This is a genomic window from Flavobacteriales bacterium, assembly GCA_026129465.1.
GTDB lineage: Bacteria > Bacteroidota > Bacteroidia > Flavobacteriales_F > PHOS-HE28 > PHOS-HE28.
In genome coordinates this window covers 582,090-603,240 of the sequence record JAHCIA010000001.1, presented here as the reverse complement: position 1 = coordinate 603,240, position 21,151 = coordinate 582,090, and the positions used below count along the sequence as shown (strand labels likewise).

Genomic DNA, 21,151 nt, shown 5'->3' with positions numbered 1-21,151 from the left:
CGCATCGTGCGAAGAACGCGGTCCGGCGGTGCTCACATCCGCTCGGGCACCGCGATCCCCAAACACCACATCGCCTTCTTCGTAGTCCTTGCCACAGCGGCACTCAAGGCCAGCCGGGACCCGCGCCTCGCCTCATCCTCCTCCTTCAGCACGGGAACGGCCTGGTAGAAGGAGTTGTAGGCCTTCACCAGTTCGTAGGTATGGTTGGCCAACGCTGACGGATCGAGCTTTTCAGCGGCATCCTGAAGAACGGCCGGCAGGTGGTGCAGGTGTTTGATGACCGTGCGTTCCTCGGGAAGCAAAGCCCATGTGCCCATGTGCCCATGGGCACATGAGCCCATATCACCGGCTTTCCGAAGCAGCGACTGGATCCGCGCGTAGGTATACTGGATGAACGGCCCGGTATGGCCCTGGAGATCGATGCTGGCGGCGGGGTCGAAGAGCATGCGCTTCTTCGGATCCACCTTCAGCAGGAAGTACTTCAACGCGGCCAGGCCGATCATCTCGAAGAGCGCGTCCTTCTCGGCCGTGGTGAAGTCATCCAGCTTGCTCAGCTCCTCGCCCTTGCTGCGCGCCTCGTTCACCACTTCCTCGATCAGGTCGTCGGCGTCCACCACGGTGCCTTCCCGGCTCTTCATCTTCCCACTGGGCAGGTCCACCATGCCGTAGCTGAGGTGGTGCAGGCCATCGGCCCAGGTGAAGCCCAGCTTCTTCAGGATGATGAACAGCACCTTGAAGTGGTAGTCCTGCTCGTTGCCCACCACGTAGATCAGCTGTCGCAGGCCGGGATACTCCTCGAAGCGCTTGATCGCCGTGCCGATGTCCTGGGTCATGTACACGCTGGTACCATCGCGGCGCAGCAGCACCTTTTCATCGAGGCCTTCCGGCGTGTTGTCCACCCACACCGCACCATCCTTCTCATAGAAGACACCGCGCTTCAAGCCTTCGAGCACATCGTTCTTGCCCAGCACGTAGGTCTCGCTCTCGTAGTAGAGCTTGTCGAATTCCACGCCCATGCGGGTGTAGGTGGCATTGAAGCCCGCATAGACCCAGCCGTTCATCCTCCGCCACAAGGCGCGCACATCCGGGTCGCTGGCTTCCCAGCGACGAAGCATGTCCTGGGCTTCCTGCAGGATGGGGGCCTCCTTCTCGGCTTGTTCCTTGGGCATGCCTCCTGCCTCCAGTTCCTGCACTTGCCGCTTGTACACCTTGTCGAATTCCACATAATATTTCCCTACCAGCTTGTCGCCCTTCAACCCGCTGTTCTCCGGAGTCTCTCCGTTGCCGAAGCGTTGCCAGGCCACCATGCTCTTGCAGATGTGGATGCCCCGGTCGTTGATCACCTGCACCCGCACCACCTCGTTGCCAGCGGCCCGCAGGATGCGGCTCACACTGTGCCCGAGGAAATTGTTCCGCAGGTGGCCCAGGTGCAGCGGCTTGTTGGTGTTGGGCGAGCTGTACTCCACCATCACCTGTCGGCCGGTGGCGGGGAACGCGAGCATGTCGCGCTCAACGGCCTCGTGGAGGAAGCCGGTCCAGTAGGCATCGGCGATCACCAGGTTGAGGAAGCCTTTCACCACGTTGAAGCGCTCCACCTCGGGCAATTCACGAACGAGGAATTCGCCAATGGCGGTGGCGGTGGGTTCGGGGCCCTTGCCGCTCGCCTTCAGGAAGGGAAAGACGTTGATGGTGATGTCACCCTCGAACTCCGGACGCGTGTGCTGGAATCCGATGGCCTTGGGGTCCAGGTCGTGACCGAAGAGTTCCTGAAAGGCCCGTTGGAGCGGGGGCAACAGCTTGGCATGGAGGGGATCCGGATGCATGGCTTGGGGTGCAAAGGAAGTAGTTGTCGGTTGTCAGATGTCGGTCCGTCGGACAACCGACAACGGTCAACTATGCCCTGGACAAGAAATTCTCCGCCAACATGCAGCGCACGCTACCCCCACCAACCGCCTCGATAGTGGGAATGGAAACCGGCACCAAGCGTGCGTGACTTTGCAAGGCCTGGCGTTGGTCGGTGGTGAGGGCTTCGAAGGCGGTCTGGCTCAGTAGTATGTGGTTGGCAGTTGTCGGTTGTCCGGCAGAGGCAGGGCCGACAACCGACAACGCAGAACTGAGTTCCAGCATATTCCCCACATAGCGATGCATCTGCTCCAGTGTGATGGGAATGACCTGACGCCCGGTGCCTTGCAGTTCGCGGAGCACCTCGCTGCGTTCACCGGGGTATGGCATGGCCTCGAAGCAGACCACGGCGAAGGCGGTGCCGATGCTCATCACCACATTGGTGTGGTAAACGGCCTGGCCGGTGAGGGTGCCGTCCATGGTGGCGGTGAAGGGCACGGGCGTGTAGCCCAGTTGCTCGCACCAGGCGTTGAGCGCGGCTTCGGAAGTGCGCGGCGACAGGCAGGCGTAGGCGCGGCGGTGGATGCGGTCCAGCACCAGGCTGCCGGTGCCTTCCAGGATCAGCTCCTGGTCCTCCCATTGTGCCAGATCCATCACCTGCAGCACATGGAAACCCTCACGGCCCATGGTGGCCTTGAGATCCGGATCGCGCTCGCGGCGGCGTGAGGGCGTGAGCATGGGATAGATCACCACTGTGCCGTCGGCGTGCGTGCTGAACCAGTTGTTGGGGAAGACCGCGTTGGGCGCCCCAGGGTCCACAGGGTCCAGCACGGTGGCCGCGACCCCTATCCGGCGAAGGGCATCCAACAAGGCATCGAATTCTTCCGCGGCGAGGCGCTTCACCTCCAGATCATCCATACGACGCTGGAAGGCATTGCTCGTGGCGGTCTCCGGGTCGTAACCGAAGCCCTTGGGACGAACGAGTATGACGGAGGAGGCGCTTTGGGTCATGTGCTCATGCGCGCATGTGCGCCGCACACAGCGCCTTTGCGGCACGTGCACCTGGCGCCAGGTCCGATCGATCCCGTGGGGTCAATGGGCACATGGGTCAAAGCGCACATGGTCACACGGCGTGTTCCGTTAACGCGCCCGCAGAATGGGGAACAGCGGCTCCATGATACTCAGCGCCGCCTCGGCCATGGCGTTCTTGTCGTCCAGCGCGGGGTTGATCTCCACCACATCGAGGGTGGCCGTACGCGGATCGCTGCACAGCCCGGTAAGCAACGCACGGGCCTCCTCCACGAAGAGTCCGTTCTTCACCGGGGTGCCGGTGCCCACGGAGATCGTGGGGTCCAGACTGTCCACATCGAAACTCACATGGATGCGCTGGCAATCGGCCAGGTGTGTCAGCGTGTCCTTGACAGCGGCGGCGGCGCCCTTCTTCCGCACTTCCTCCACCGGGATGATCTTGATGCCATGCTCCTTGATGATGGCTTCCTCCTCGGGTTCGTAGTCGCGCAAGGCGATGAAGACCAGGTCGCGCGGCTGCAGCTTGGGGCTGTTCACACCGATCTTCCGCAGCCTGTCCCAGGTGGCCATGGTATAGATCTGCGGCTTGTTGCGGCCCTTTTTCTCGATGTGCATGAGCAGCGCCAGGGGCATGCCGTGGACGTTGCCGCTGGGCGTGGTCCAGGGGCTGTGCAGGTCGGCATGGGCATCCACCCACACCACGCCAAGGCGCTCCTTGGGGTAGGCCATCTTGGTGCCCGAGACCGAGCCGATGGCGATGGAATGATCACCTCCGACCACGATGGGGAACACCCCGTTCCTCAGGTACTTGTAAACCTCATAGGCCAGGTCGCTTTCAAAGCGGATGAGTCCGTCGATGTGATGGGCGTTGGGTGAACGGTCGTCCTCGTAAAGCACGTCGTTCTCGTCGCGCAGGATGCTTTCCTCGGCATGGCCGAACAACTCGCTGCCCAGCTTCCAAGCGGCCACGCGCAGGGCCGCCATGCCCATGCTGGTGCCCCGGGTGCCTGCCCCGATCTCCGAAGCGGCTTCGATCAATCTGACTTCCATGGGATGGGCCTCATTCGAGGCGGGGCGAAGGTACACCCGGCCGTTGAGGCCCATTCTGGAACGGGTGCAACGAAACCCGCCGCCATGCCGTACGAACGTATCCTATCCTTCGACCAACCATGCCCATGGCACGCTCAACCCCCCTTCCGTTCACCCTGGTCCCGGCCCTGCTGATGCTCTTCCACGGCTGCGGCTCCACAGGCTTTTTCAACCGGCTGGACGAGGGCGTGATCGAATACGCGCTCACCTTCCCCGACTACGACCCCAACGGCATCATGGCCGGCATGCTGCCGGAGCGCAGCCAGCTCACCTTTCGGGAAGGCCGGCAATTGGCCGAGCTCAGCGCCGGTATGGGCCTGTTCCGCACGGCGATGATCACCGATGATGAGCACCGCACGGTGGATTACCGCATGAGCATGATGGGCAAGCGCATCGCTGCGGACATGAAGGCACGCGACCTGGACGTTTTTGTGGCCGAGAGCGGCAAGCCCACGATCATCTACACCAACGACCTGGACAGCATCGCGGGCTACCCCTGCCGCCGCGCCATCGCCATCTTCGACCGCATCGACCACCCGGAGATCGAACTCTGGTACACGGACAGGATCGACCTGAAGGAACCCAACTGGTTCAACCCCTTCGCTGAAGTGCCGGGCGTGCTGCTGTGCTACGAGGTGCAGCACTACGGATTGCGGATGCGACTTACCGCCATCAGCGTGAAGCCGGGCAAGGTGGATCTAGCCAAATTCGCCCCCAGCACCGAGCACCAGCAGGTGCCTCCCGAAGTACTCCATCACGAGATGGCCGAGGTGCTTGGGACTTTCTCCATGTAGCCGGAAGCTTGTCTGCCCGCAGACGGGCCCGGCGACCTCCAACACCGGTCCGTTGATAATAGCGGGGATACGCCGAACGTTGCCTTTTGGCACCCCGATACTTTTGGTCGCATCGCCTGCCCGCGCGTGACGGGCTGGTATTTCCAACGACCATCAACCGAGACCACTTGGCCAGGGAGAACAGCAACCGAGTACGTGGTGAGGGGGACGCTCCCAAGAAGTCCCGCGCCCGACGCCAAGGCAACGAGGCAGGTGCCTGGGCGCGCTTCAAGGCATTCTGGGCCGATGAGCGCACCCACAAGGTGTTGGGCATGTTCCTGGTGCTGGCCTCGGCCTACCTGCTGGTGGCCTTCGTTTCCTTTCTCTTCACCTGGCGCATGGACCAGGACCTGATGGCCCGGCCATGGCGGGAGATCTTCAGCCCCGAGGTGCGCGTGGAGAACTGGCTCGGCAAAGTGGGCGCGCTCACCGCGCATCGTTTCATCCACCTCTGGTTCGGCATCGCGGCCTTCGCCGTGCCGCTGTGGTGCTTCCTCGGCGGGGTGCGCGTCCTGCTCGGTTCTTGGGTGCTGCCCCCGCGCCGCACCTTGGGCTGGACGGCCATGGCCATGCTGTGGCTGCCTGTGCTGCTGGGCTTCACCTTCCGCGGCGAGTACGGCTTTCTCGGGGGCGGGATAGGACATGCGATCAACCACCACCTGACCGGCATGCTCGGTGGCTTCGGCACCGGTGCCCTCATCGCCTTCGCCCTGGCGGTCTTCGTGGTGGTCACCTTCAACCCCAGCTTCGCCTTTGTGGGTGAGTGGATGGCCAAGCTCCGCCAACCGAAGGAAGAGGAACCGGTCACCCCGGAGGCCGAGACCGATGCGCAAGGCTTCACTGGGGTACGTCAACGCGAAACACCCCTGCCACCGGTCGTGGCGGAGGAAGAATTCGAGACCGTGGGCGAAGCGGAAGAAGAGGACGTTGAGGAAGCCGGGGACGAGGAGGAGACCCTCGACCTGGAACTGGAACCCGCATCCCCTGTCGCCGCCGAGGAGGAAAGACCTGCAATGGCCGAGGACAGCGAAGACGAGGGTTTCAGCGTGCAGGTGGCCAAGCCCACGGAAGCGTTATTGAGTGAGGATGAGATCGACGCCAGGCTGCAGGAGTTCGGTGAGTACGACCCCACGCTGGACCTGAGCAGCTACGAGCCGCCGCCGCTGGACCTGCTCGTGGAACACGGTACCGGTGAAGTGACGGTGACCAAGGAGGAACTGGAGCTGAACAAGGACCGCATCGTCGAAACGCTGGGCCACTACAACATCGGCATCGACAAGATCAAAGCGACGATCGGTCCCACGGTGACACTCTATGAGATCATCCCCAAGGCCGGTGTGCGGATCAGCAAGATCAAGAACCTGGAGGATGATATCGCGCTGAGCCTCGCCGCCCTCGGCATCCGCATCATCGCGCCCATCCCCGGCAAGGGAACCATCGGCATCGAAGTGCCCAACAGCAAGCCGCAGGTGGTGGGCATGCGCGCCGTGGTGGCCAGCGAGAAGTTCCAGAACAGCGGTTTCGACCTGCCCATCGTGCTGGGCAAGACCATCAGCAACGAGACCTTCGTGACCGACCTGGCCAAGATGCCCCACCTGCTCATGGCCGGTGCCACGGGCCAGGGCAAGTCGGTGGGCCTGAACGCGATCCTCGTCAGCCTGCTGTACAAGAAGCACCCCAGCCAGATCAAGTTCGTGCTGGTGGATCCCAAGAAGGTGGAACTCACCCTCTTCAACAAGATCGAGCGGTACTTCCTGGCCAAGCTGCCCGGCAGCGAGGAGGCCATCATCACCGACACCAAGAAGGTGGTGGCCACGCTCAACAGCCTGTGCATCGAGATGGACGAGCGCTACGAGCTGCTCAAGGATGCCCAGGTGCGCAACATCAAGGAGTACAACGCCAAGTTCATCAAGCGTCGCCTGAATCCTGAGAATGGCCATCGCTTCCTCCCCTACATCGTGCTGGTGGTGGACGAGTTCGCCGACCTGATCATGACCGCGGGCCGCGAGGTGGAAACGCCCATCGCCCGTCTGGCCCAGCTGGCACGTGCCATCGGCATCCACCTCATCATCGCCACCCAGCGGCCCAGTGTCAACATCATCACCGGCACCATCAAGGCCAACTTCCCGGCGCGCATCGCCTTCCGGGTAACGAGCAAGATCGACAGCCGCACCATCCTGGACAGCGGCGGCGCCGAACAACTCATCGGCCGTGGCGACATGCTGCTCAGCACCGGCAACGACCTGATCCGCATCCAGTGCGCCTTCGTGGACACCCCGGAGGTGGACGAGATCACGGCCTTCATCGGCAACCAGCGCGGCTACCCCGAAGCGCTGATCCTGCCCGAGGTGCCCACCGAGGAGGGCGAGGGCGTGGACCTGGACGATGGCGACCGCGACAGCATGTTCGAGGATGCCGCCCGCCTGGTGGTGATGACCCAGCAAGGCAGCACCAGTCTCATCCAGCGCAAGCTGAAGCTGGGCTACAACCGCGCCGGCCGCATCGTGGACCAACTGGAAGCCGCCGGTGTGCTGGGCCCCTTCGAGGGCAGCAAGGCACGGCGGGTGCTCATACCCAACGAAGCGGCGCTGGAGGCGCACCTGAACCAAGGGGTTCCTGCGGGACCGGGTATGGGAACATACTGAACAGCCTCCAACGTCCAACCGGGTCCGCACCGGTGGTTCACCTTTGGAACCGTCCGATCATCCACCCGATGGGGATGGGCAGTATGAAGATCGCGATCGTCAGAAGCGAAACGATCAGGTCCAATTGGTGGCTGTTCAAGAAGGCCGTGAACCCATGGTCGGGCAGGAACTTGTCCATGATCGACAGACTGAGTTTGATGCCCAGGATCGCCAGCACGATGAAGGCCGCACTTTCCAGGTAGGGGAAGCGGCTCATCAGGCGCACGAAGCCCTGGGCCACGAAGCGCATGGTGAGAATGCCGATGAACACGCCCACCCAGATGAGGATGATGTTGTCGGTGAAGGCCACGGCCGCGAAGACATTGTCGATGGAAAAAGCCAGGTCCATGAGTTCCACCAACAGGACCGTGGCCCAGAAAACGCCGAACAGCCCCGAGGTCTTCCTGTAGAACCAGTTGCTGCGCTTGTCGAGGATGTCATCGGTCCTGGTGGGCGTGCGCTTCCCCTTCAACCAGTTCCAGAAGATCAGCAGCAGGTAGAAGCCGCCCAAGGGCTTCAGCCACCAGATCTGGACCAGGATCGAGGCGAAGAGCAGGCAAAGACCCCTGAAGAAGTAGGCTCCGATGATGCCATACTTCAGTGCCTTGTTGCGCTGCTGCGATGGCAGGTCCATGACCATGGTGGCCAGCACGGCGGCGTTGTCCACGGACAACAGGCTCTCAATAAGGATGAGGTTCCCAATGACCAATAAGCTGCCAACGGGGTCGGCCAGGATGGCCTCGAAGTGGTGCAGCATGCGGATCGGACCACAAACGTAATTCGGTGCCCAACCCTTTGCGCGGAGGTTGGCGGGAATTCCGCGCGCCGGTGGTGCCTTGGCCCCCCGGACCAACCTGCCTGCGAACCCACGATCGTATGCTCACATCTGGGGTATGGCATGGGAACGACATCGGCCCGGCGTATATGCACATTTGACCCGTTTCCACCCCCACCCCCATGTACGCGCTCATCGCCCTGGTCTTCGTGATCGGCTATCTCGCCATAGCCCTGGAGCACCCGTTGCACATCAACAAGGCGGCATCGGCCCTGGTGACCGGTGTGTTGGTCTGGGTGCTGATCGTGGTGGGTCAGGGAACCCTGCTGGCTCCCGAAGCACAGGGCGCGGAACACATCAACCACCAACTGCTGGAACACCTGGGCGAGATCGCGAGCATCCTGTTCTTCCTGATGGGCGCCATGACCATTGTGGAACTGGTGGATGCGCACGAGGGCTTCCGCGTGATCACGGACCGTATCACCGGCCGGAAAAAGTCCATGCTCATCTGGGTGGTGGGCGCGATCACCTTCTTCCTCAGTGCCGCCCTGGACAACATGACCACCACGATCGTGATGTGCGCCCTGCTGCGCAAATTGGTGAAGGACCGGAACGACCTGTGGGTCCTGGCCGGCATCGTGGTGATCGCGGCCAATGCCGGGGGGGCCTGGAGTCCCATCGGCGATGTCACCACCATCATGCTCTGGATCGGCGGCCAGGTCACCGCGCCCAGCATCATGAAGGTCCTGTTCGTGCCAAGCGTCGTGTGCCTGCTCCTGCCCTTGGTCTGGTACACGCTCACCTTCAAAGGCACCATCGAATGGCCGGCCGAGGAAACGGGGAAGAGCATCCATTCGGCCGTTCCGCGTGGGGAGCAGGTCCTGATCTTCGTGATGGGCCTGGTCGCATTGTTGGGTGTGCCGGTCTTCAAGACGATCACACACCTCCCACCCTACATGGGTATCCTGCTGGGCCTGGGGGTCATGTGGATCATTACGGAACTATTGCACCGCAACAAGATCGGATCGGATTCCGGGCACCTGAAGGTGACCAGTGTGCTGCGCCGGATCGATGTGCCCAGCGTGCTCTTCTTCTTCGGCATCCTTACGGCGGTATCGGGCCTGCAGGTGGCCGGTCACCTTACCGATACGGCCCATTTCCTGGACCAACGCCTGGGCAATATCTATGCTGTGAACACCGTGATAGGCGTACTCAGCGCCATCGTGGACAATGTGCCACTGGTGGCGGCCGCCATGGGCATGTATCCCCTGACCCAGTTCACGCCGGACAGTCCATTCTGGTCGCTGCTGGCGCTCTGTGCTGGAACCGGTGGCAGCATCCTCATCATCGGCTCGGCTTCGGGCGTGGCGGCCATGGGCATCCTGGGGATCGACTTTCTCTGGTACCTGCGCCGGGTAGCATTGCCTGCAGCGTTGGGCTACTTCGGCGGGATCCTCACGTTCTGGTTGCTCAACAATTGAAGCAGCGATCCGGTCCGCACAGGTCATCGTTCCTCATGGCCTTTCACACCCGAGCACAATGTGTGAAACGCTCCAGGACCATGGCCCCAAAGGCCACATCAGAACACCATCTGTTTCGCGCGGCGCGCAGGCACCATGGTGCGATCGTGCGCCACGGCCAGGCAGCCACCGCCTTCCTCGAAGCTGAGCGTACCCACGGGCCCGCGGTAGTCAAGGCCCGCCATATGGCGTTCCTGCTCCAGGACCACGGCGAACCGGATCCGGCGATCGCGGCGCTGGAAGCCACCGATGCGGGCATGGCGCGTATCCACCATCACCTCCTTGGTCAGGTGGCCGGGCTTCTCGAAGCGCAGGATGGCCTCGGCTTCGGCCGGCAATGCCACCGTGAAGCGTCCACCCTCGGAAAGCTGTGCCTGCCAAGTGCGGCCATCCACCTCCACTTCCACGGTCACGTCGTCCATCGCCAGATCATCCACATGCAGCCAGCCAGTGAGGACGACCTCATTCAAAGGGGGGGCCGGAGGTGGGCTGCCAGCTTTTGCGGAACCGGTATGCGACAACAAGGCCGCGCAAATGCCAATGTGCAGGGGGATGAGGGTGCGCCTTTTCATGGTGTATGGGATCGGTGGCTTGCGTGCCGGGATGATTACGAGCGCCACAACAAGGAGTTCTGGAGGAAGGCCGGCAATTCGACGCAGGCCATGCCACGATCGCCCAGTTGGAACTTCTCTAAGCCGAGTGGGACCAGATCGCGTCACGGCCGGATGGATCCGGTGGCCCTTGCAGCAAGCGCACCACCAGCCTACATCCGCACTATCCGCTGGGTGGCGCGGTATGCGCCTTCCTGCACCTGGACCAGGAACAGACCATGACCATCCAGGTCCAGCAATACTTCCGTAGCCGTGGATCGGATCTCCCGAACCCGCTGGCCGGTGGCGTTCAATACGGTGATGGTACGAAGGACCGGATCGGTGAAGCGCAGGTGGAACACATCCGTGGATGGGTTCGGTCCCACCGTGAAGGACACGGGCACCGGTTCGGCGATGGTGGTCTGCAGATCGCTGAGGCGGTACCGGCTGAAGAAGCGCCAGATCTCCACACTCGCGTTGATGTCCTGGTTGGTGACGCCCGTGATGAATGACGCGCCAGGCCAGGTATGCCCGCCGCCCAGGACCTTGAAAAGTTCCACCACACTGCCCGCATCTCCGCCCTCATACACATGGTGCTCCACGGTACAGCCGTCGGTCGTAACGATGTCGGGCACCGGCATGATGGTAGCGGTGGTGTTGCAATTGTTCACCTGTGCCCAATGGGTCATCAGGTCCACCACGGGTACGAAGCCACCGCCCCCATTGTACGGCACGGTACCATCGGCGGTGCCGTGGATCTGCATCACCGGGGTGGGGTGCGAAGCGGCACAGCTGTTCATGCGTGCGGTGATCATGGTTCCGGTGACCGACGCGATCGCCGCGAACCGCTCACTGCGGAAGCAGGCCAGGTCGTGGCTCATGAACCCTCCGTTGGACATGCCCGTGCTGTAGACCCGATCCGCGTCGATGCTGTATTGTGCACTGATGGTATCGATCAGGGCCGCGAGGAAGCCCAGGTCATTCACGTTGGAAGTGCCGAAGGTGTTCCAGAAGCGCGAACCTGAACCATTCAGGGTGCCATTGGGGTGGGCGATGATGAAGCCGGCCGTATCCGCGATCGCCCGGAAGTCGCCATAATATTCCTGCTGAAGGTTGTTGCTGCCATACCCATGCAGGTTGAAGACCAAAGGCGCGGGCGTACCAGGCGAATAGCTGGAGGGAATGTACAGGCGGTAGTCGCGCAGGATCCCCTCGAACTGGAAACTGCCGGTGACCACGGGCTGCGCCAAGAGTCGCGCAGACAGAAGCACGGCAAACAAAGCGCATGGTAGATGACGCATGGTGAAGGAAGGAGCTGGAGGACCGGAGCAATGTCGTACGCGATCGAAAGTATGGGATCCATGGGTGTTCAGCGCTCATCATTGGCCCACCCTCCTCCTACATTCGTCGTCGACCGCGACCAGGCGATAGATGTCAACCGAACCGGAGACCTTCCCCGACCATTTCTCCGATGTGGCCAGTGCCTATGCCGCGCACCGGCCGCATTACCCGGCGGAGCTTTTCGCCTGGCTCGCCTCCATCCCACCGGGCCGCGCATTGGCTTTGGACACGGGCACCGGAAGCGGTCAGGCGGCCTTGGGCCTGGCGGCGCATTTCGATCGGGTGGTGGCCACGGACGCCAGCGCGGAGCAGGTCGCGCACGCGGTGCGACATCCCAGGATCACTTACAAGGTGGCCTTGGCACACGCCACCGGCATGGAGCCGGGCAGTGTGGACCTGGTCACCGCCGCCACCGCCGCGCATTGGTTCGACCATGCGGCCTTCCATGCGGAAGTGAGCCGCGTGCTGAGGCCCCGAGGCGTGCTCGCGGTCTGGTCGTATGGCTACGCGCACATTTCGCCGGATGTGGATCGGGTTCTCCAGGCCATCTTCGAACATGTGGCCCCCTTCTGGCCTATCGAGCGTTCGCACATCGACAGCGGTTACCGTGACCTTCCCTTCCCCTTCGCGGACCTGGATGATGCCCCCAAGTTCCTTTGCCGGATGAATTGGACCGCGGATCAGATGCTTGCTTATCTGGGCACCTGGTCCGCCGTGCGCCAGGCACGAAAGGCGTTGGATTCCGACCCTCTGGTCGAACATGCTTCAGCGTTGCAGGCCGCGTGGGGCGATTCGCCGCGCGAAGTGGTGTGGCCGCTGATGATGCGGGTGGGGAGGATGGAGTAAGCGTATCAGGTCTGCTTGCCTCTGAAGGCCCTAGCCGCCATGAAGATCAGGAACAGCGGCCAGGCGATCCAGTTGTAGAGCTGTACCCACATCGCCACCTGTTCCGCAGTCACCCTTGAACCTTCGAATGCCGCCGTTCGACCCGCCTCCCATCGCTCATGGGTGACCAGCGGTGCCAAAGGGATGACGTAGCGGATCGACAAGCCCATAGCGTCCTGCCAAGTCCATTCGTGGACCAACTCGTAAGGAGTGTACTCCATTCCCTCCTTCTCATCCTTGCCGACCACTTCCATATGGCTCAAGGTCGCGGCCACCTTGTTCCCGTCGGTAAGAATGGACATGACAAGCACGAAGCTTATCACCGTGCCGATCATGGGGCGCCATGGCTGTGTACCATGCGCGGTGGGTATGGCGTAGAGCTCGTTGAGCAATAGCCGGGTCCGGTGGCTCCAAAGGGATAGCACCAGCCAAACGCCGGCCATGAGCATTCCAAGATGTAGCAGGTCTTCCAGTAAGCCGCGCTCCAGCATGACCCGGATGACACTCGGATAGGACCATGCCAACAATGCCAGGATCACGACAAAGCCCACAAGACGAAGCCAGAAGCCAAGGCCAAGCTCCCATTGGGGGTGGTTCTCAAGGCTGGCGCGCACCATGCTTCGGTATATCCTGTTGGCGTCCCAATTCTGGTTGCGGTTCCGGAAGTACTTCTCCACATCCAACCACACAGCCCGGTCGAAGGGGACCATCTTCCTGAGTACCCCAATGAACCCACTGGCCGTTGGTGTATCGCTGGTGCCGATGCGCCAACGGTCCACCTGGATGTTTGACAAGCGGATGTTGTCGGGTGTGGGTGTCAGGATCTCGAGTTCGCCCAGGCGACTGCGTTCCAAGTCCAGATCGACGCTAGTGGTCCCAGACGCAGCAGCACGGTGGTCCGAATGTCTGGTCAATGCTGGAAAGACATGCCCACAGACCAGAAAATGGTTCGCCTCGAGGGATGCCAGATCGGCTTTGCCAATGATCCGCGCATAGGGTCGATATGTCCCGGAAAGGATCACCTCTGTTTTCGCATTCTTCTGTGATCTCCCGGTCGAAACCTCTTTATGGCCATCCTTGTCGACCAGGGCGCAGGTGCCCCTCACCTTCATGCCCCTGCCGGCAAGGTCCTCCGTAAGTTCCAATCCCGAAAGATCCAGGTCGCCCCCGCATTGCAGCTTTTCGAGGTGCATGGAATGCGCCTTGGTCAGCAAGCCATGGAACCTGACCGATCCGGTGGAGAATGAACCTTCACGTTCTGGTCGCTCATACTGTCCGGAGGCGACCAGATCCAAGCGGACATGGAGGTCATTCAGTCGCAGATCACCATCCACATGGATATGACGCAGGTCCAGGTCCCCGCCGATCTCCGATCCCCGCAGATCGATGCCTCCCCAGAACCTGGCCTCTGAGGCGGCCGTGGTATGGAGCGGTTGGTCGGAATCGTACACCACGTTCCCGGGCAGGTCGCTCATGTCCCGGCGCAGCCTGGCCGGGACGTCAGATTGAAAGAACTGTAGGTCACCACCCACCTTGGACTGCCGGAGCTGGAATGCACTGCGTTCCTGAACGTCCCGAACGGTCTGCCGCAGCTTTTCATCCGCAGGCAGTTCAAGGATCAATTCGGGACAGATCATGGACTCCTTTATCAGGACCGACGCCATGTAGAATCCCCCCAATCGCGTGGGCTCCACCTTGAAGACAGGTGCTGGCGAAGCGTTCTCAGCCTCTGCCACGACCGACGCCCGGTGCAATCCTGGTCGTATCATGACCCGGCCGATACACCCGGCCCTCATCCAGAGCGGTCCGTCGATATGGACGCCTTGAAAGATCAACTCCCCGATGTCCGCACCATTGAGGTACACGCCACCCTTCAGATGAGTTGAAAGCATCGTCGCTTGGGTGTCCCACATGCAGGCGGTCAACCGCATGCCAATGCTGGTTCTCTGCAAGTGGAGATCCTTGGCGGAAAGGCCCAAGAACCCGATGTTGCCCGCGACCCGCATGCCGTAGAGCAGAACATCCCCGGCGACCTCCATGGTCCGCAGGTCCAGATCGCCCTGTATAGCACCGGAGGACATATTGAGGTCGCCATCGAACACCCTGAAATTGCGGCCTACATGAGCGTCCCAGTAGTAGTAGGTCACATCCCCTCCGAAGGTCGAGCCGGACATGTCCCAGTCTCCGAGCGAGATCGTTCCGTACAGTACCGTCTCGCCCTTGATGCTCATCGCTTTGGCACTGAGACCGCCACAGACGATGCTCACCGAGCTACGGATGGGATATGACGATCTGGTCTTGTCGAATGGTCTGTAGATCTCTTCGCTTTCATCCATGGCCAATGTGATGGACAGGATGCCTTGAACTTGAGCACCATCAAGGCACAGGGCACGGCTCGATTCGAACGGTTCCGCTTTGAAGCCTGCCATGTCATACTCCTTCACTTGGCGTTCATCCTTCTTGACGTGATGCTTGTTGATCTCGACCTGATCCAGATCTCTGAAACGGAGCCACCTCACCATCGCTCCCCTATTGATGTTGGCGATGCGTACGCCCCGCAAGGACAAGCTCCCGTCCACGCGAATACCCGGCGCATGGCATCTCCCTGTCATCAGGGTTTCCCATATGGTGAGACTTCCATTCACCACCGTATTGTCCAGTTCCAAGGCGATGGTGGAGGACCTTCCCTTGCCGATCTCACAAGCGATCAGGTCGAGTGACCCGTTGATCAGCATGTTCGACGCTTTGAGCCCATTCTGGAACTCGCATCGCAGGAAGCGCAGAGCGACCTTGTGGTCATCCTTCGACCAATGGGCCAGGTGCAAGGGTGCTTCGAAGACACAATCGATGAATTCCACAGCCGCAGGAAGCGATCGCCCATTCTCAAGCAGTTCAAGAAGATTCAGGACCAATGGCTTCTCTGTTGGCGTTCTGAAGGTCTTCCCTTTGATCTCGAAAGTGCCTTGGTCAGCGGTCACGCATGTTTGGTCGATCCGTTCTGAAGACTCCTTCGGATCTTGTTCATTGACCCGTAGCTGTGCCGATCGGAAGTCCTTGCCCACGTGCTTGGTCAAGAGGTAGTGGTTCAGGGATCTAGGATGTCTTCGGTCGGCCACCTGATCGGGTGTCATCAATACCCGCGTCGGTTCCATGCCGATCATGGAAGATCCGATCTTCAGTCCGCCGATGATCGGTGTATCCTCGAGCATGGCGATAGCACCTGTCGCCAACAGTCCGAAGCAGGCTTTGAAAGCGGCACCACCATACACCACTGCCGAGCTGAGCATGTGGTCATATTGCTCAGCAGGAACGAGTCGCTCAATTTCCTTGGTGTCCGTAATGTTCGACAGCTCATTCGTTGTTGCCCTGAGCAACTGGTACACCTCGCGATCGGGAGCGACCTGCCAGCCCAGTTCCCGCCAATCCCGAGGTATCTGGAAACTGCCCTCTTCCCCATTGATGGCCCAGCAAAAGAATCGCACGTAATCCCGAGCACCGTTCCCATCCAGCTGGAGAAAGCTCTTGCCGCCATTCTTCTCCGCATCATTCAGATCGTGCAAGGCCGATGAAGTACCGTCAATGGCTCTCACGATGATTCCGTCCTCCATGAGTGCACCATCCTTGAAAGGTCCGATGAGCGCGTAGGCCCTTGAAGCTTTGGTCCAGTTGTCGCTGGGCATCACAACCTCCACCAAACGCATCGCAGGATAGCATGTGATGTCCTGGTCCATGCTGATCCTGTACAGTTCATCACCCTGCCAGTCATTTCCGGATGGATGCTTCAGGTCAGCCTTGAGCGCTTGGACCTCCCTGCTCTCCTGGTCGTTGTCCGAATGAAGCGCTCGCCATCTTGTAACCGGGGAGATCGCCGCCAGACGGAGCGGTACCTCCGGCTCCGTTGCTGAGGCATGCGTGATCCATTGGTTCTTCAGCGTCGCCCACCATTGCCGTGCAGCGTCCGTATCTGGAAGGGGCGCGAGGCCAGCGACCAGATCGAAGCACTCCCCGAGGCGGTCCAGTGGCCTCAGATCGTATGGTGCATGGAACCCGACGAGGAATTTGCCAGGGTGCTGCTGCCATGGAATGCGCACGAGCCGGTAACCTGAGCCTTCCAGAGGCCGGACATCCACCAGTCGTTCCACCTCCAACAGTAGAGATCCATCGCCAACAGCCGGGCAGTGGCGCATGACCTCGTTCATCACAAGAGCAGCGTCCTCATCGCCGAGGCGTTCCCATGCCTCGTTCGTTTCGAAGGGGTCGATGATACCAAGCAGCGGGCTCGGTGGTGTTCCAGGGTCCTGCATGCGCTTGGTGCTATCTGATCGGGCTCGAAAGATATCAGAATGGACCATTCGCAGGCCTAGCCTGGCCTTGCCATGATCTATTGGAGGCCATTGGCAGATCCGGCCGCCATATACCGATCGTGGGATCGATCGTGCATAACCCACTGGTCACATGGTGGCGTGGCATGGCGCGCTTGGATACTTTGCCCACCGGATAGAACGAGGAAGAACGATGACCTTCAACGCACAGATCGACGGGCTGACCACCGCCCTGCGCCTTACCCGCTCACGCCTGCTGGCGCCACTTGACCTCAGTCAACACCAATTGCCACGCGACCGCGAGATCTTCGTGGAGGACGTGCTGCTGTATGTGATGGACGAATGGGCGCAGGACCTGCGCGAGCAGGGCCACGTGCTGGAGGAGGATGGATCCTGGCGCGCGGCCGGGGCACACTACCCATGCTATGTGCTTCGCATGGCGGGCGGCGCACTCTGCCAGCTGCATTTCACGGGAGCGTATCCACAGGCGCTGTACCTCACCATCAGCAAAGGTTTCCGCAACGGGCAGCAATTCAGCGACGCGCGCCAGGTGCGCTTCGAGCTGCCTTTGACCACCGATCCGAACGTGCTGCTGATGAGCCTGCTGGACAGCCTGCGCAACGTCACCGTGTAGGGCTTACCTTCGGGTGCGATCCGGTCTCCGCCATGCGCACCCTTTACCTCTGCCGCCACGCCAAGAGCAGCTGGGCCGATCCCGGGCAGGATGATTTCGACCGGCCGCTGAACGAACGTGGCCTGCGCAATGCGCCCTTCATGGCCAGGCTCTTCAAGGAGCGCGGTGAAAAGCTCGATCTGATGGTGACCAGCACGGCGGCGCGCGCGTTGGCCACCGCGCGGTTCTTCGCCCAGGAGCTCGGTGCCAAGGAAACGCCGGCCTTCGACCCCTCGGCGCCGCGTCCACAACTACTGCTGGATGCCAATCTGTACCACGCCTCCATACGCACCATCCTGGGTGTGGTGAATGGTCTGCCGGATGCGACGTCCCATGTGATGCTCTTCGGCCACAACCCCGGCTTCACCGATGCCGTGGTCTATTTCGGCAATGAGGACCTGGACAACCTGCCCACCTGTGGCATCGTGCGCATCGACTTCCCCATCGACAGCTGGAAGATGGCCGCGCGCGACCTGGGGATGCTCGTCTGGCGCGACCATCCCAAACGCCATCCGGGCCAGGGCTGATCGTGCTTCAGCGTCCGAGCGCCTCACGGTACAAGGTCCGGCGCTCCGTGCCACCCGGTGGCCGATGCACATAGTAGACATGGCCGCCATGGACGGTCACCTCCTCGGGAAAGCGGCGCGCGATGGTGCTTGGCGCCTGGAGTTCTCCCGTTCCGGTATCGATCGCGCGAAGCGTGACCAGTCCTTCACGCCGAAGCAGCACATGCACCCGTCCATCCACGCGGTCCTGCTCCATGGCTTCGCGCCAGCCCTTCTCCATGTGATGCGCGATCGCGCGATCACCGCAGGGCCGCAGGTCCATGTCATACTTCCTCAAGCGCGACGCGGGATGGTCGAATACGCAAAGCGTGTCGCCCACCACGAATAGCGGCGCGTAGGGCACGCGGAAGTAGGGATCGCGTTGGAAGCCGGTCATGAATCCGGCGATGATCTCCCGGTCCACTCCCAGCCGGTGCTCCATGTTCATCGCCTTCACCTTGTCGGCACCGCTCATGTACTTGTATTGGCTTCGGAAGAGTGACATCACATGCTTGTCCTCCACGGCGCAGATCACATCCATGGACGACGCACCCGGGGAATGGGCGAAGTGCCTGAAGGCGGGCCAGTGGTCGTTGCGGTCGTTGCCCAGCAGTTTGCCGGGGATGCTGTCCGTCCAGGGCAGCACCGCGGTGCGCAACATTTCCAAGGAAAGCGCGGACAGCACGATGGCGCCGCGGTCCATCCGCACTGTCCAAGCCCGCTCCTCCCCCTCCACGAGTATCCTTCCCGCATGGTCCCGGTGCATTCTTGCCGCTTTGCCGGGGATCGCGCACGAGGCGAGTTCGATGAACGCGGTGTCCAGCAGGTGCAGGCGCGCTTCGCGGTAGAGCCGCTCACCCGCCCGGTCGGCGTGGTGCCAAAGTTGCGGCCGCGCATAGGCCAGCACCCAGATGCCCCGGTCGTCCACCACGTAGTCGCCCACGTGCAGGTCCGGGTGTTGGTACACCACCTCGGGAGCTCCGGGACTGATGGTGACACCGCCCAGTTCATGGCCACGGCGGGCAACAAGAAGAACGAACGGCGCGTCATCGCTTTCCGTTCGCTTGGCGATCGGCACATCCTGCATGCCATAGGCCACATGGCTGACGCGCAAGGCTGCCGGTTCCACCCCGGTCCAGCGCAACGCGAAACGACCTTCCCCGTCCGTGACCGCCCCGCCTTGTGTGTGTGGTGCCGTTACATGCGCCCGGGCCACCGGAACCCGGTCATCCGCATCGAGCACACGGCCGTGCAACAACCTTTCCTGGGCCGGTAGCGTCTTTTGGAAGAACACCCCGGCGATGACCAGCGCCATGCGATACGAGCTTACCATCCGTTGCATGCATAAGATACCGGCGCGGCGCGGATCGCATACGGATACCACGGGCAACGGTGCGCTTTGAACAGGACGCGGCATGGAAGGAATGCTCCGCTTCGATCATTACAAGGTGCTCGGTGTGCCGCGCGATGCTTCGCCCAAGCACATCAAGCAGGCCTATCGGCGGCGGGTGAAGGACTGCCACCCGGACCGCAACGCCTCACCACATGCCGCGGTCATCTTCCACGCGGTGCACGAGGCCTATGAAGTATTGTGCGACAAGGAACTGCGGGCGCGGTACGACGAACGCCTGCGCTTCTACCGGCCTGCGTCACGCACCGAGGAGCCCATCGGAAGATACATGCGGCCACAGGTGCGAACTGGCACGGAAGAGGAGGAGGTCCCCCCAACGCGCTTCCAGCGGTCGGTCTTCATCGGCCTGCACATCACGGGCCTGCTCTTCGGTGTCTCGTCGGTGGCCGGCATCCTGGTGAGCATCACCTTTCTGGGCTGGCCGGCGCCCCTGCTTTTCTTCACCCTGCCTGGGCTGGCGGCCATACCCGCAAGCCTGGAGGGCCTGTCGCGAACGGGCGGAACGTGATCGATCGCCGGTCAGTGCACCGGCACCATCCAGCCATAGGTGTCAGGCTCCACGCCGCGGCGAATGGCATCGAGTTTCGCACCGATCGACCTGGAAGCATCGCGCGAATCCACCGGCGGCAGCGTGTACACCTCCTCACCGATCTTGATGCTGGCGATGTGGGCGATGGTGGCGGCGGTTCCCGCGCCGAAAGCGTCCTGCAGCGATCCGCTCCGCGCCGCCTCCACCACCTCGGCCACGGTCACCTTGCGCACCTCCATCGGCATGCCCATGTCGCGGGCCAGCGTAATGATGCTGTCGCGCGTGATGCCCTCGAGGATGGTGCCGCCGGTCTCCGGTGTGATCAGCGTGCCACCGATCCGGAAGAAGATGTTCATGGTGCCGCTTTCCTCGATGTACTTGTGCTCAATGCCATCGGTCCACACCAGCTGGTGGATGCCCCGGTCCTGGGCGAGCTTGGCGGGGTATAGCGCGGCGGCGTAATTGCCGGCGCACTTGGTATCGCCGGTGCCACCGGGGAAAGCACGGCTGTACTCCATCTCGATCTGCACGCGGACAGGCTCGGCGTAGTAGCCTCGCACCGGGCAGGTGAAGATCATGAAGCGGTAGGTGTCGCTCGGGCGTATGCCGATGTACTCGTCACCGGCGATGAGGAAGGGCCGGATGTAGAGCGCCCCATCAGCGCCGCCGGGCACCCAATCGATGTCCTGATGCACCAGTTCCAACAGGGCCTCCAAGAAGAGGTCATCGGGGAGCTTCGGCATGCACATGCGGTGTGCGCTCCGGTTCATGCGCGCGATGTTGGCCTGTGGCCTGAAGAGGTTGACACCACCTTCGGCTGAACGGTAGGCCTTCAGCCCTTCGAAGATCGACTGGCCGTAATGGAGCACGGCGGCCGCGGGACTCATGCGCAGATCGGCGAAGGGCACGATCCGTGGACGCCGCCAGGCGCCCTCCTCGAAGTCCATGGCGAACATGTGGTCGCTGAAGACCCGGCCGAACTTGATGTTCTCCAGGTCGGTGTCCTGCAGCCGCGAAGCAGCGGTGCGTTGGATGTCTATCTTTTGCCCTGTGGTGATCATCCCATGACGCTAAAGGGGTGCG

Annotated in this window: 16 protein-coding genes; 7 read left to right on the top strand and 9 right to left on the bottom strand. The window is 61.8% G+C overall.

Going from position 1 to position 21,151, the window contains the following annotated elements; genetic code table 11:
• Positions 1–32 precede the first annotated feature (32 nt).
• The 3 genes from KIT10_02580 to rocF form a co-directional block, all read right to left on the bottom strand.
• Positions 33–1,823 carry an arginine--tRNA ligase gene (locus KIT10_02580; GenBank protein MCW5898129.1) on the bottom strand — a complete coding sequence of 597 codons (1,791 nt, stop codon included), beginning with the start codon at positions 1,821–1,823 and terminating at the stop codon, positions 33–35.
• Positions 1,824–1,893: 70 nt separating this feature from the next.
• On the bottom strand, positions 1,894–2,853 hold the full coding sequence (locus KIT10_02575; protein MCW5898128.1) for an amidinotransferase: 960 nt from the start codon (positions 2,851–2,853) through the stop codon (positions 1,894–1,896).
• A 129-nt stretch (positions 2,854–2,982) separates the two neighbouring features.
• The gene (gene rocF / locus KIT10_02570; protein MCW5898127.1) at positions 2,983–3,921 is read right to left on the bottom strand and encodes an arginase; all 939 of its coding nucleotides are present in this window, start codon (positions 3,919–3,921) and stop codon (positions 2,983–2,985) included.
• 125 nt (positions 3,922–4,046) lie between these two features.
• On the opposite strand from rocF, the gene KIT10_02565 reads away from it, so the two are divergent.
• Entirely contained in the window at positions 4,047–4,754 is a 708-nt protein-coding gene (locus tag KIT10_02565; GenBank protein ID MCW5898126.1) for a hypothetical protein, read from the top strand.
• Between the two features lie 167 nt (positions 4,755–4,921).
• Positions 4,922–7,438, top strand: a complete 2,517-nt coding sequence (locus tag KIT10_02560; GenBank protein MCW5898125.1) for a DNA translocase FtsK — start codon at positions 4,922–4,924, stop codon at positions 7,436–7,438.
• A 37-nt stretch (positions 7,439–7,475) separates the two neighbouring features.
• Here the strand turns inward: KIT10_02560 and KIT10_02555 are convergent, their stop codons facing one another.
• Positions 7,476–8,234, bottom strand: coding sequence for a DUF475 domain-containing protein (locus KIT10_02555; GenBank protein ID MCW5898124.1), 759 nt, complete (start codon positions 8,232–8,234; stop codon positions 7,476–7,478).
• Positions 8,235–8,434: 200 nt separating this feature from the next.
• Here KIT10_02555 and nhaD point away from each other — a divergent pair, with 200 nt between their 5' ends.
• Positions 8,435–9,733, top strand: a complete 1,299-nt coding sequence (nhaD, locus tag KIT10_02550; protein ID MCW5898123.1) for a sodium:proton antiporter NhaD — start codon at positions 8,435–8,437, stop codon at positions 9,731–9,733.
• Positions 9,734–9,831: 98 nt separating this feature from the next.
• On the opposite strand, the gene KIT10_02545 is transcribed toward nhaD, so the two are convergent.
• Both KIT10_02545 and KIT10_02540 read right to left on the bottom strand, forming a co-directional pair.
• A complete protein-coding gene (locus KIT10_02545) occupies positions 9,832–10,242 on the bottom strand; it encodes a hypothetical protein (protein MCW5898122.1) in 411 nt (136 codons plus the stop codon).
• 293 nt (positions 10,243–10,535) lie between these two features.
• Positions 10,536–11,633, bottom strand: a complete 1,098-nt coding sequence (locus tag KIT10_02540) for a prolyl oligopeptidase family serine peptidase (GenBank protein ID MCW5898121.1) — start codon at positions 11,631–11,633, stop codon at positions 10,536–10,538.
• Between the two features lie 160 nt (positions 11,634–11,793).
• Between KIT10_02540 and KIT10_02535 the strand changes: the two genes are divergently transcribed.
• Entirely contained in the window at positions 11,794–12,549 is a 756-nt protein-coding gene (locus tag KIT10_02535; protein ID MCW5898120.1) for a class I SAM-dependent methyltransferase, read from the top strand.
• Positions 12,550–12,554: 5 nt separating this feature from the next.
• Here the strand turns inward: KIT10_02535 and KIT10_02530 are convergent, their stop codons facing one another.
• Positions 12,555–16,892, bottom strand: coding sequence for a hypothetical protein (locus KIT10_02530; protein ID MCW5898119.1), 4,338 nt, complete (start codon positions 16,890–16,892; stop codon positions 12,555–12,557).
• Between the two features lie 211 nt (positions 16,893–17,103).
• Here KIT10_02530 and KIT10_02525 point away from each other — a divergent pair, with 211 nt between their 5' ends.
• Positions 17,104–17,544 carry a hypothetical protein gene (locus tag KIT10_02525; protein MCW5898118.1) on the top strand — a complete coding sequence of 147 codons (441 nt, stop codon included), beginning with the start codon at positions 17,104–17,106 and terminating at the stop codon, positions 17,542–17,544.
• Between the two features lie 32 nt (positions 17,545–17,576).
• A complete protein-coding gene (locus tag KIT10_02520; GenBank protein ID MCW5898117.1) occupies positions 17,577–18,110 on the top strand; it encodes a histidine phosphatase family protein in 534 nt (177 codons plus the stop codon).
• A 7-nt stretch (positions 18,111–18,117) separates the two neighbouring features.
• Here the strand turns inward: KIT10_02520 and KIT10_02515 are convergent, their stop codons facing one another.
• The gene (locus KIT10_02515) at positions 18,118–19,470 is read right to left on the bottom strand and encodes a carboxypeptidase regulatory-like domain-containing protein (GenBank protein MCW5898116.1); all 1,353 of its coding nucleotides are present in this window, start codon (positions 19,468–19,470) and stop codon (positions 18,118–18,120) included.
• 73 nt (positions 19,471–19,543) lie between these two features.
• Between KIT10_02515 and KIT10_02510 the strand changes: the two genes are divergently transcribed.
• A complete protein-coding gene (locus KIT10_02510) occupies positions 19,544–20,047 on the top strand; it encodes a J domain-containing protein (GenBank protein ID MCW5898115.1) in 504 nt (167 codons plus the stop codon).
• A gap of 11 nt (positions 20,048–20,058) precedes the next feature.
• Here KIT10_02510 and KIT10_02505 read toward each other — a convergent pair whose 3' ends face one another.
• A complete protein-coding gene (locus tag KIT10_02505) occupies positions 20,059–21,129 on the bottom strand; it encodes a branched-chain amino acid aminotransferase (GenBank protein ID MCW5898114.1) in 1,071 nt (356 codons plus the stop codon).
• Between the last annotated feature and the right edge of the window lie 22 nt (positions 21,130–21,151).

What these genes read in the sequence shown, in the direction of transcription:
- KIT10_02525 (MCW5898118.1), top strand. Translation starts at nt 17,104, where the DNA reads ATGACCTTCAACGCACAGATCGACGGGCTGACCACCGCCCTGCGCCTT.
- nhaD (MCW5898123.1), top strand. Translation starts at nt 8,435, where the DNA reads ATGTACGCGCTCATCGCCCTGGTCTTCGTGATCGGCTATCTCGCCATA.
- KIT10_02555 (MCW5898124.1), bottom strand. Translation starts at nt 8,234, where the DNA reads ATGCTGCACCACTTCGAGGCCATCCTGGCCGACCCCGTTGGCAGCTTA.
- KIT10_02515 (MCW5898116.1), bottom strand. Translation starts at nt 19,470, where the DNA reads ATGCAACGGATGGTAAGCTCGTATCGCATGGCGCTGGTCATCGCCGGG.
- KIT10_02510 (MCW5898115.1), top strand. Translation starts at nt 19,544, where the DNA reads ATGGAAGGAATGCTCCGCTTCGATCATTACAAGGTGCTCGGTGTGCCG.
- KIT10_02535 (MCW5898120.1), top strand. Translation starts at nt 11,794, where the DNA reads ATGTCAACCGAACCGGAGACCTTCCCCGACCATTTCTCCGATGTGGCC.
- KIT10_02520 (MCW5898117.1), top strand. Translation starts at nt 17,577, where the DNA reads ATGCGCACCCTTTACCTCTGCCGCCACGCCAAGAGCAGCTGGGCCGAT.
- KIT10_02580 (MCW5898129.1), bottom strand. Translation starts at nt 1,823, where the DNA reads ATGCATCCGGATCCCCTCCATGCCAAGCTGTTGCCCCCGCTCCAACGG.
- KIT10_02505 (MCW5898114.1), bottom strand. Translation starts at nt 21,129, where the DNA reads ATGATCACCACAGGGCAAAAGATAGACATCCAACGCACCGCTGCTTCG.
- KIT10_02575 (MCW5898128.1), bottom strand. Translation starts at nt 2,853, where the DNA reads ATGACCCAAAGCGCCTCCTCCGTCATACTCGTTCGTCCCAAGGGCTTC.
- rocF (MCW5898127.1), bottom strand. Translation starts at nt 3,921, where the DNA reads ATGGAAGTCAGATTGATCGAAGCCGCTTCGGAGATCGGGGCAGGCACC.
- KIT10_02565 (MCW5898126.1), top strand. Translation starts at nt 4,047, where the DNA reads ATGGCACGCTCAACCCCCCTTCCGTTCACCCTGGTCCCGGCCCTGCTG.
- KIT10_02530 (MCW5898119.1), bottom strand. Translation starts at nt 16,892, where the DNA reads ATGCAGGACCCTGGAACACCACCGAGCCCGCTGCTTGGTATCATCGAC.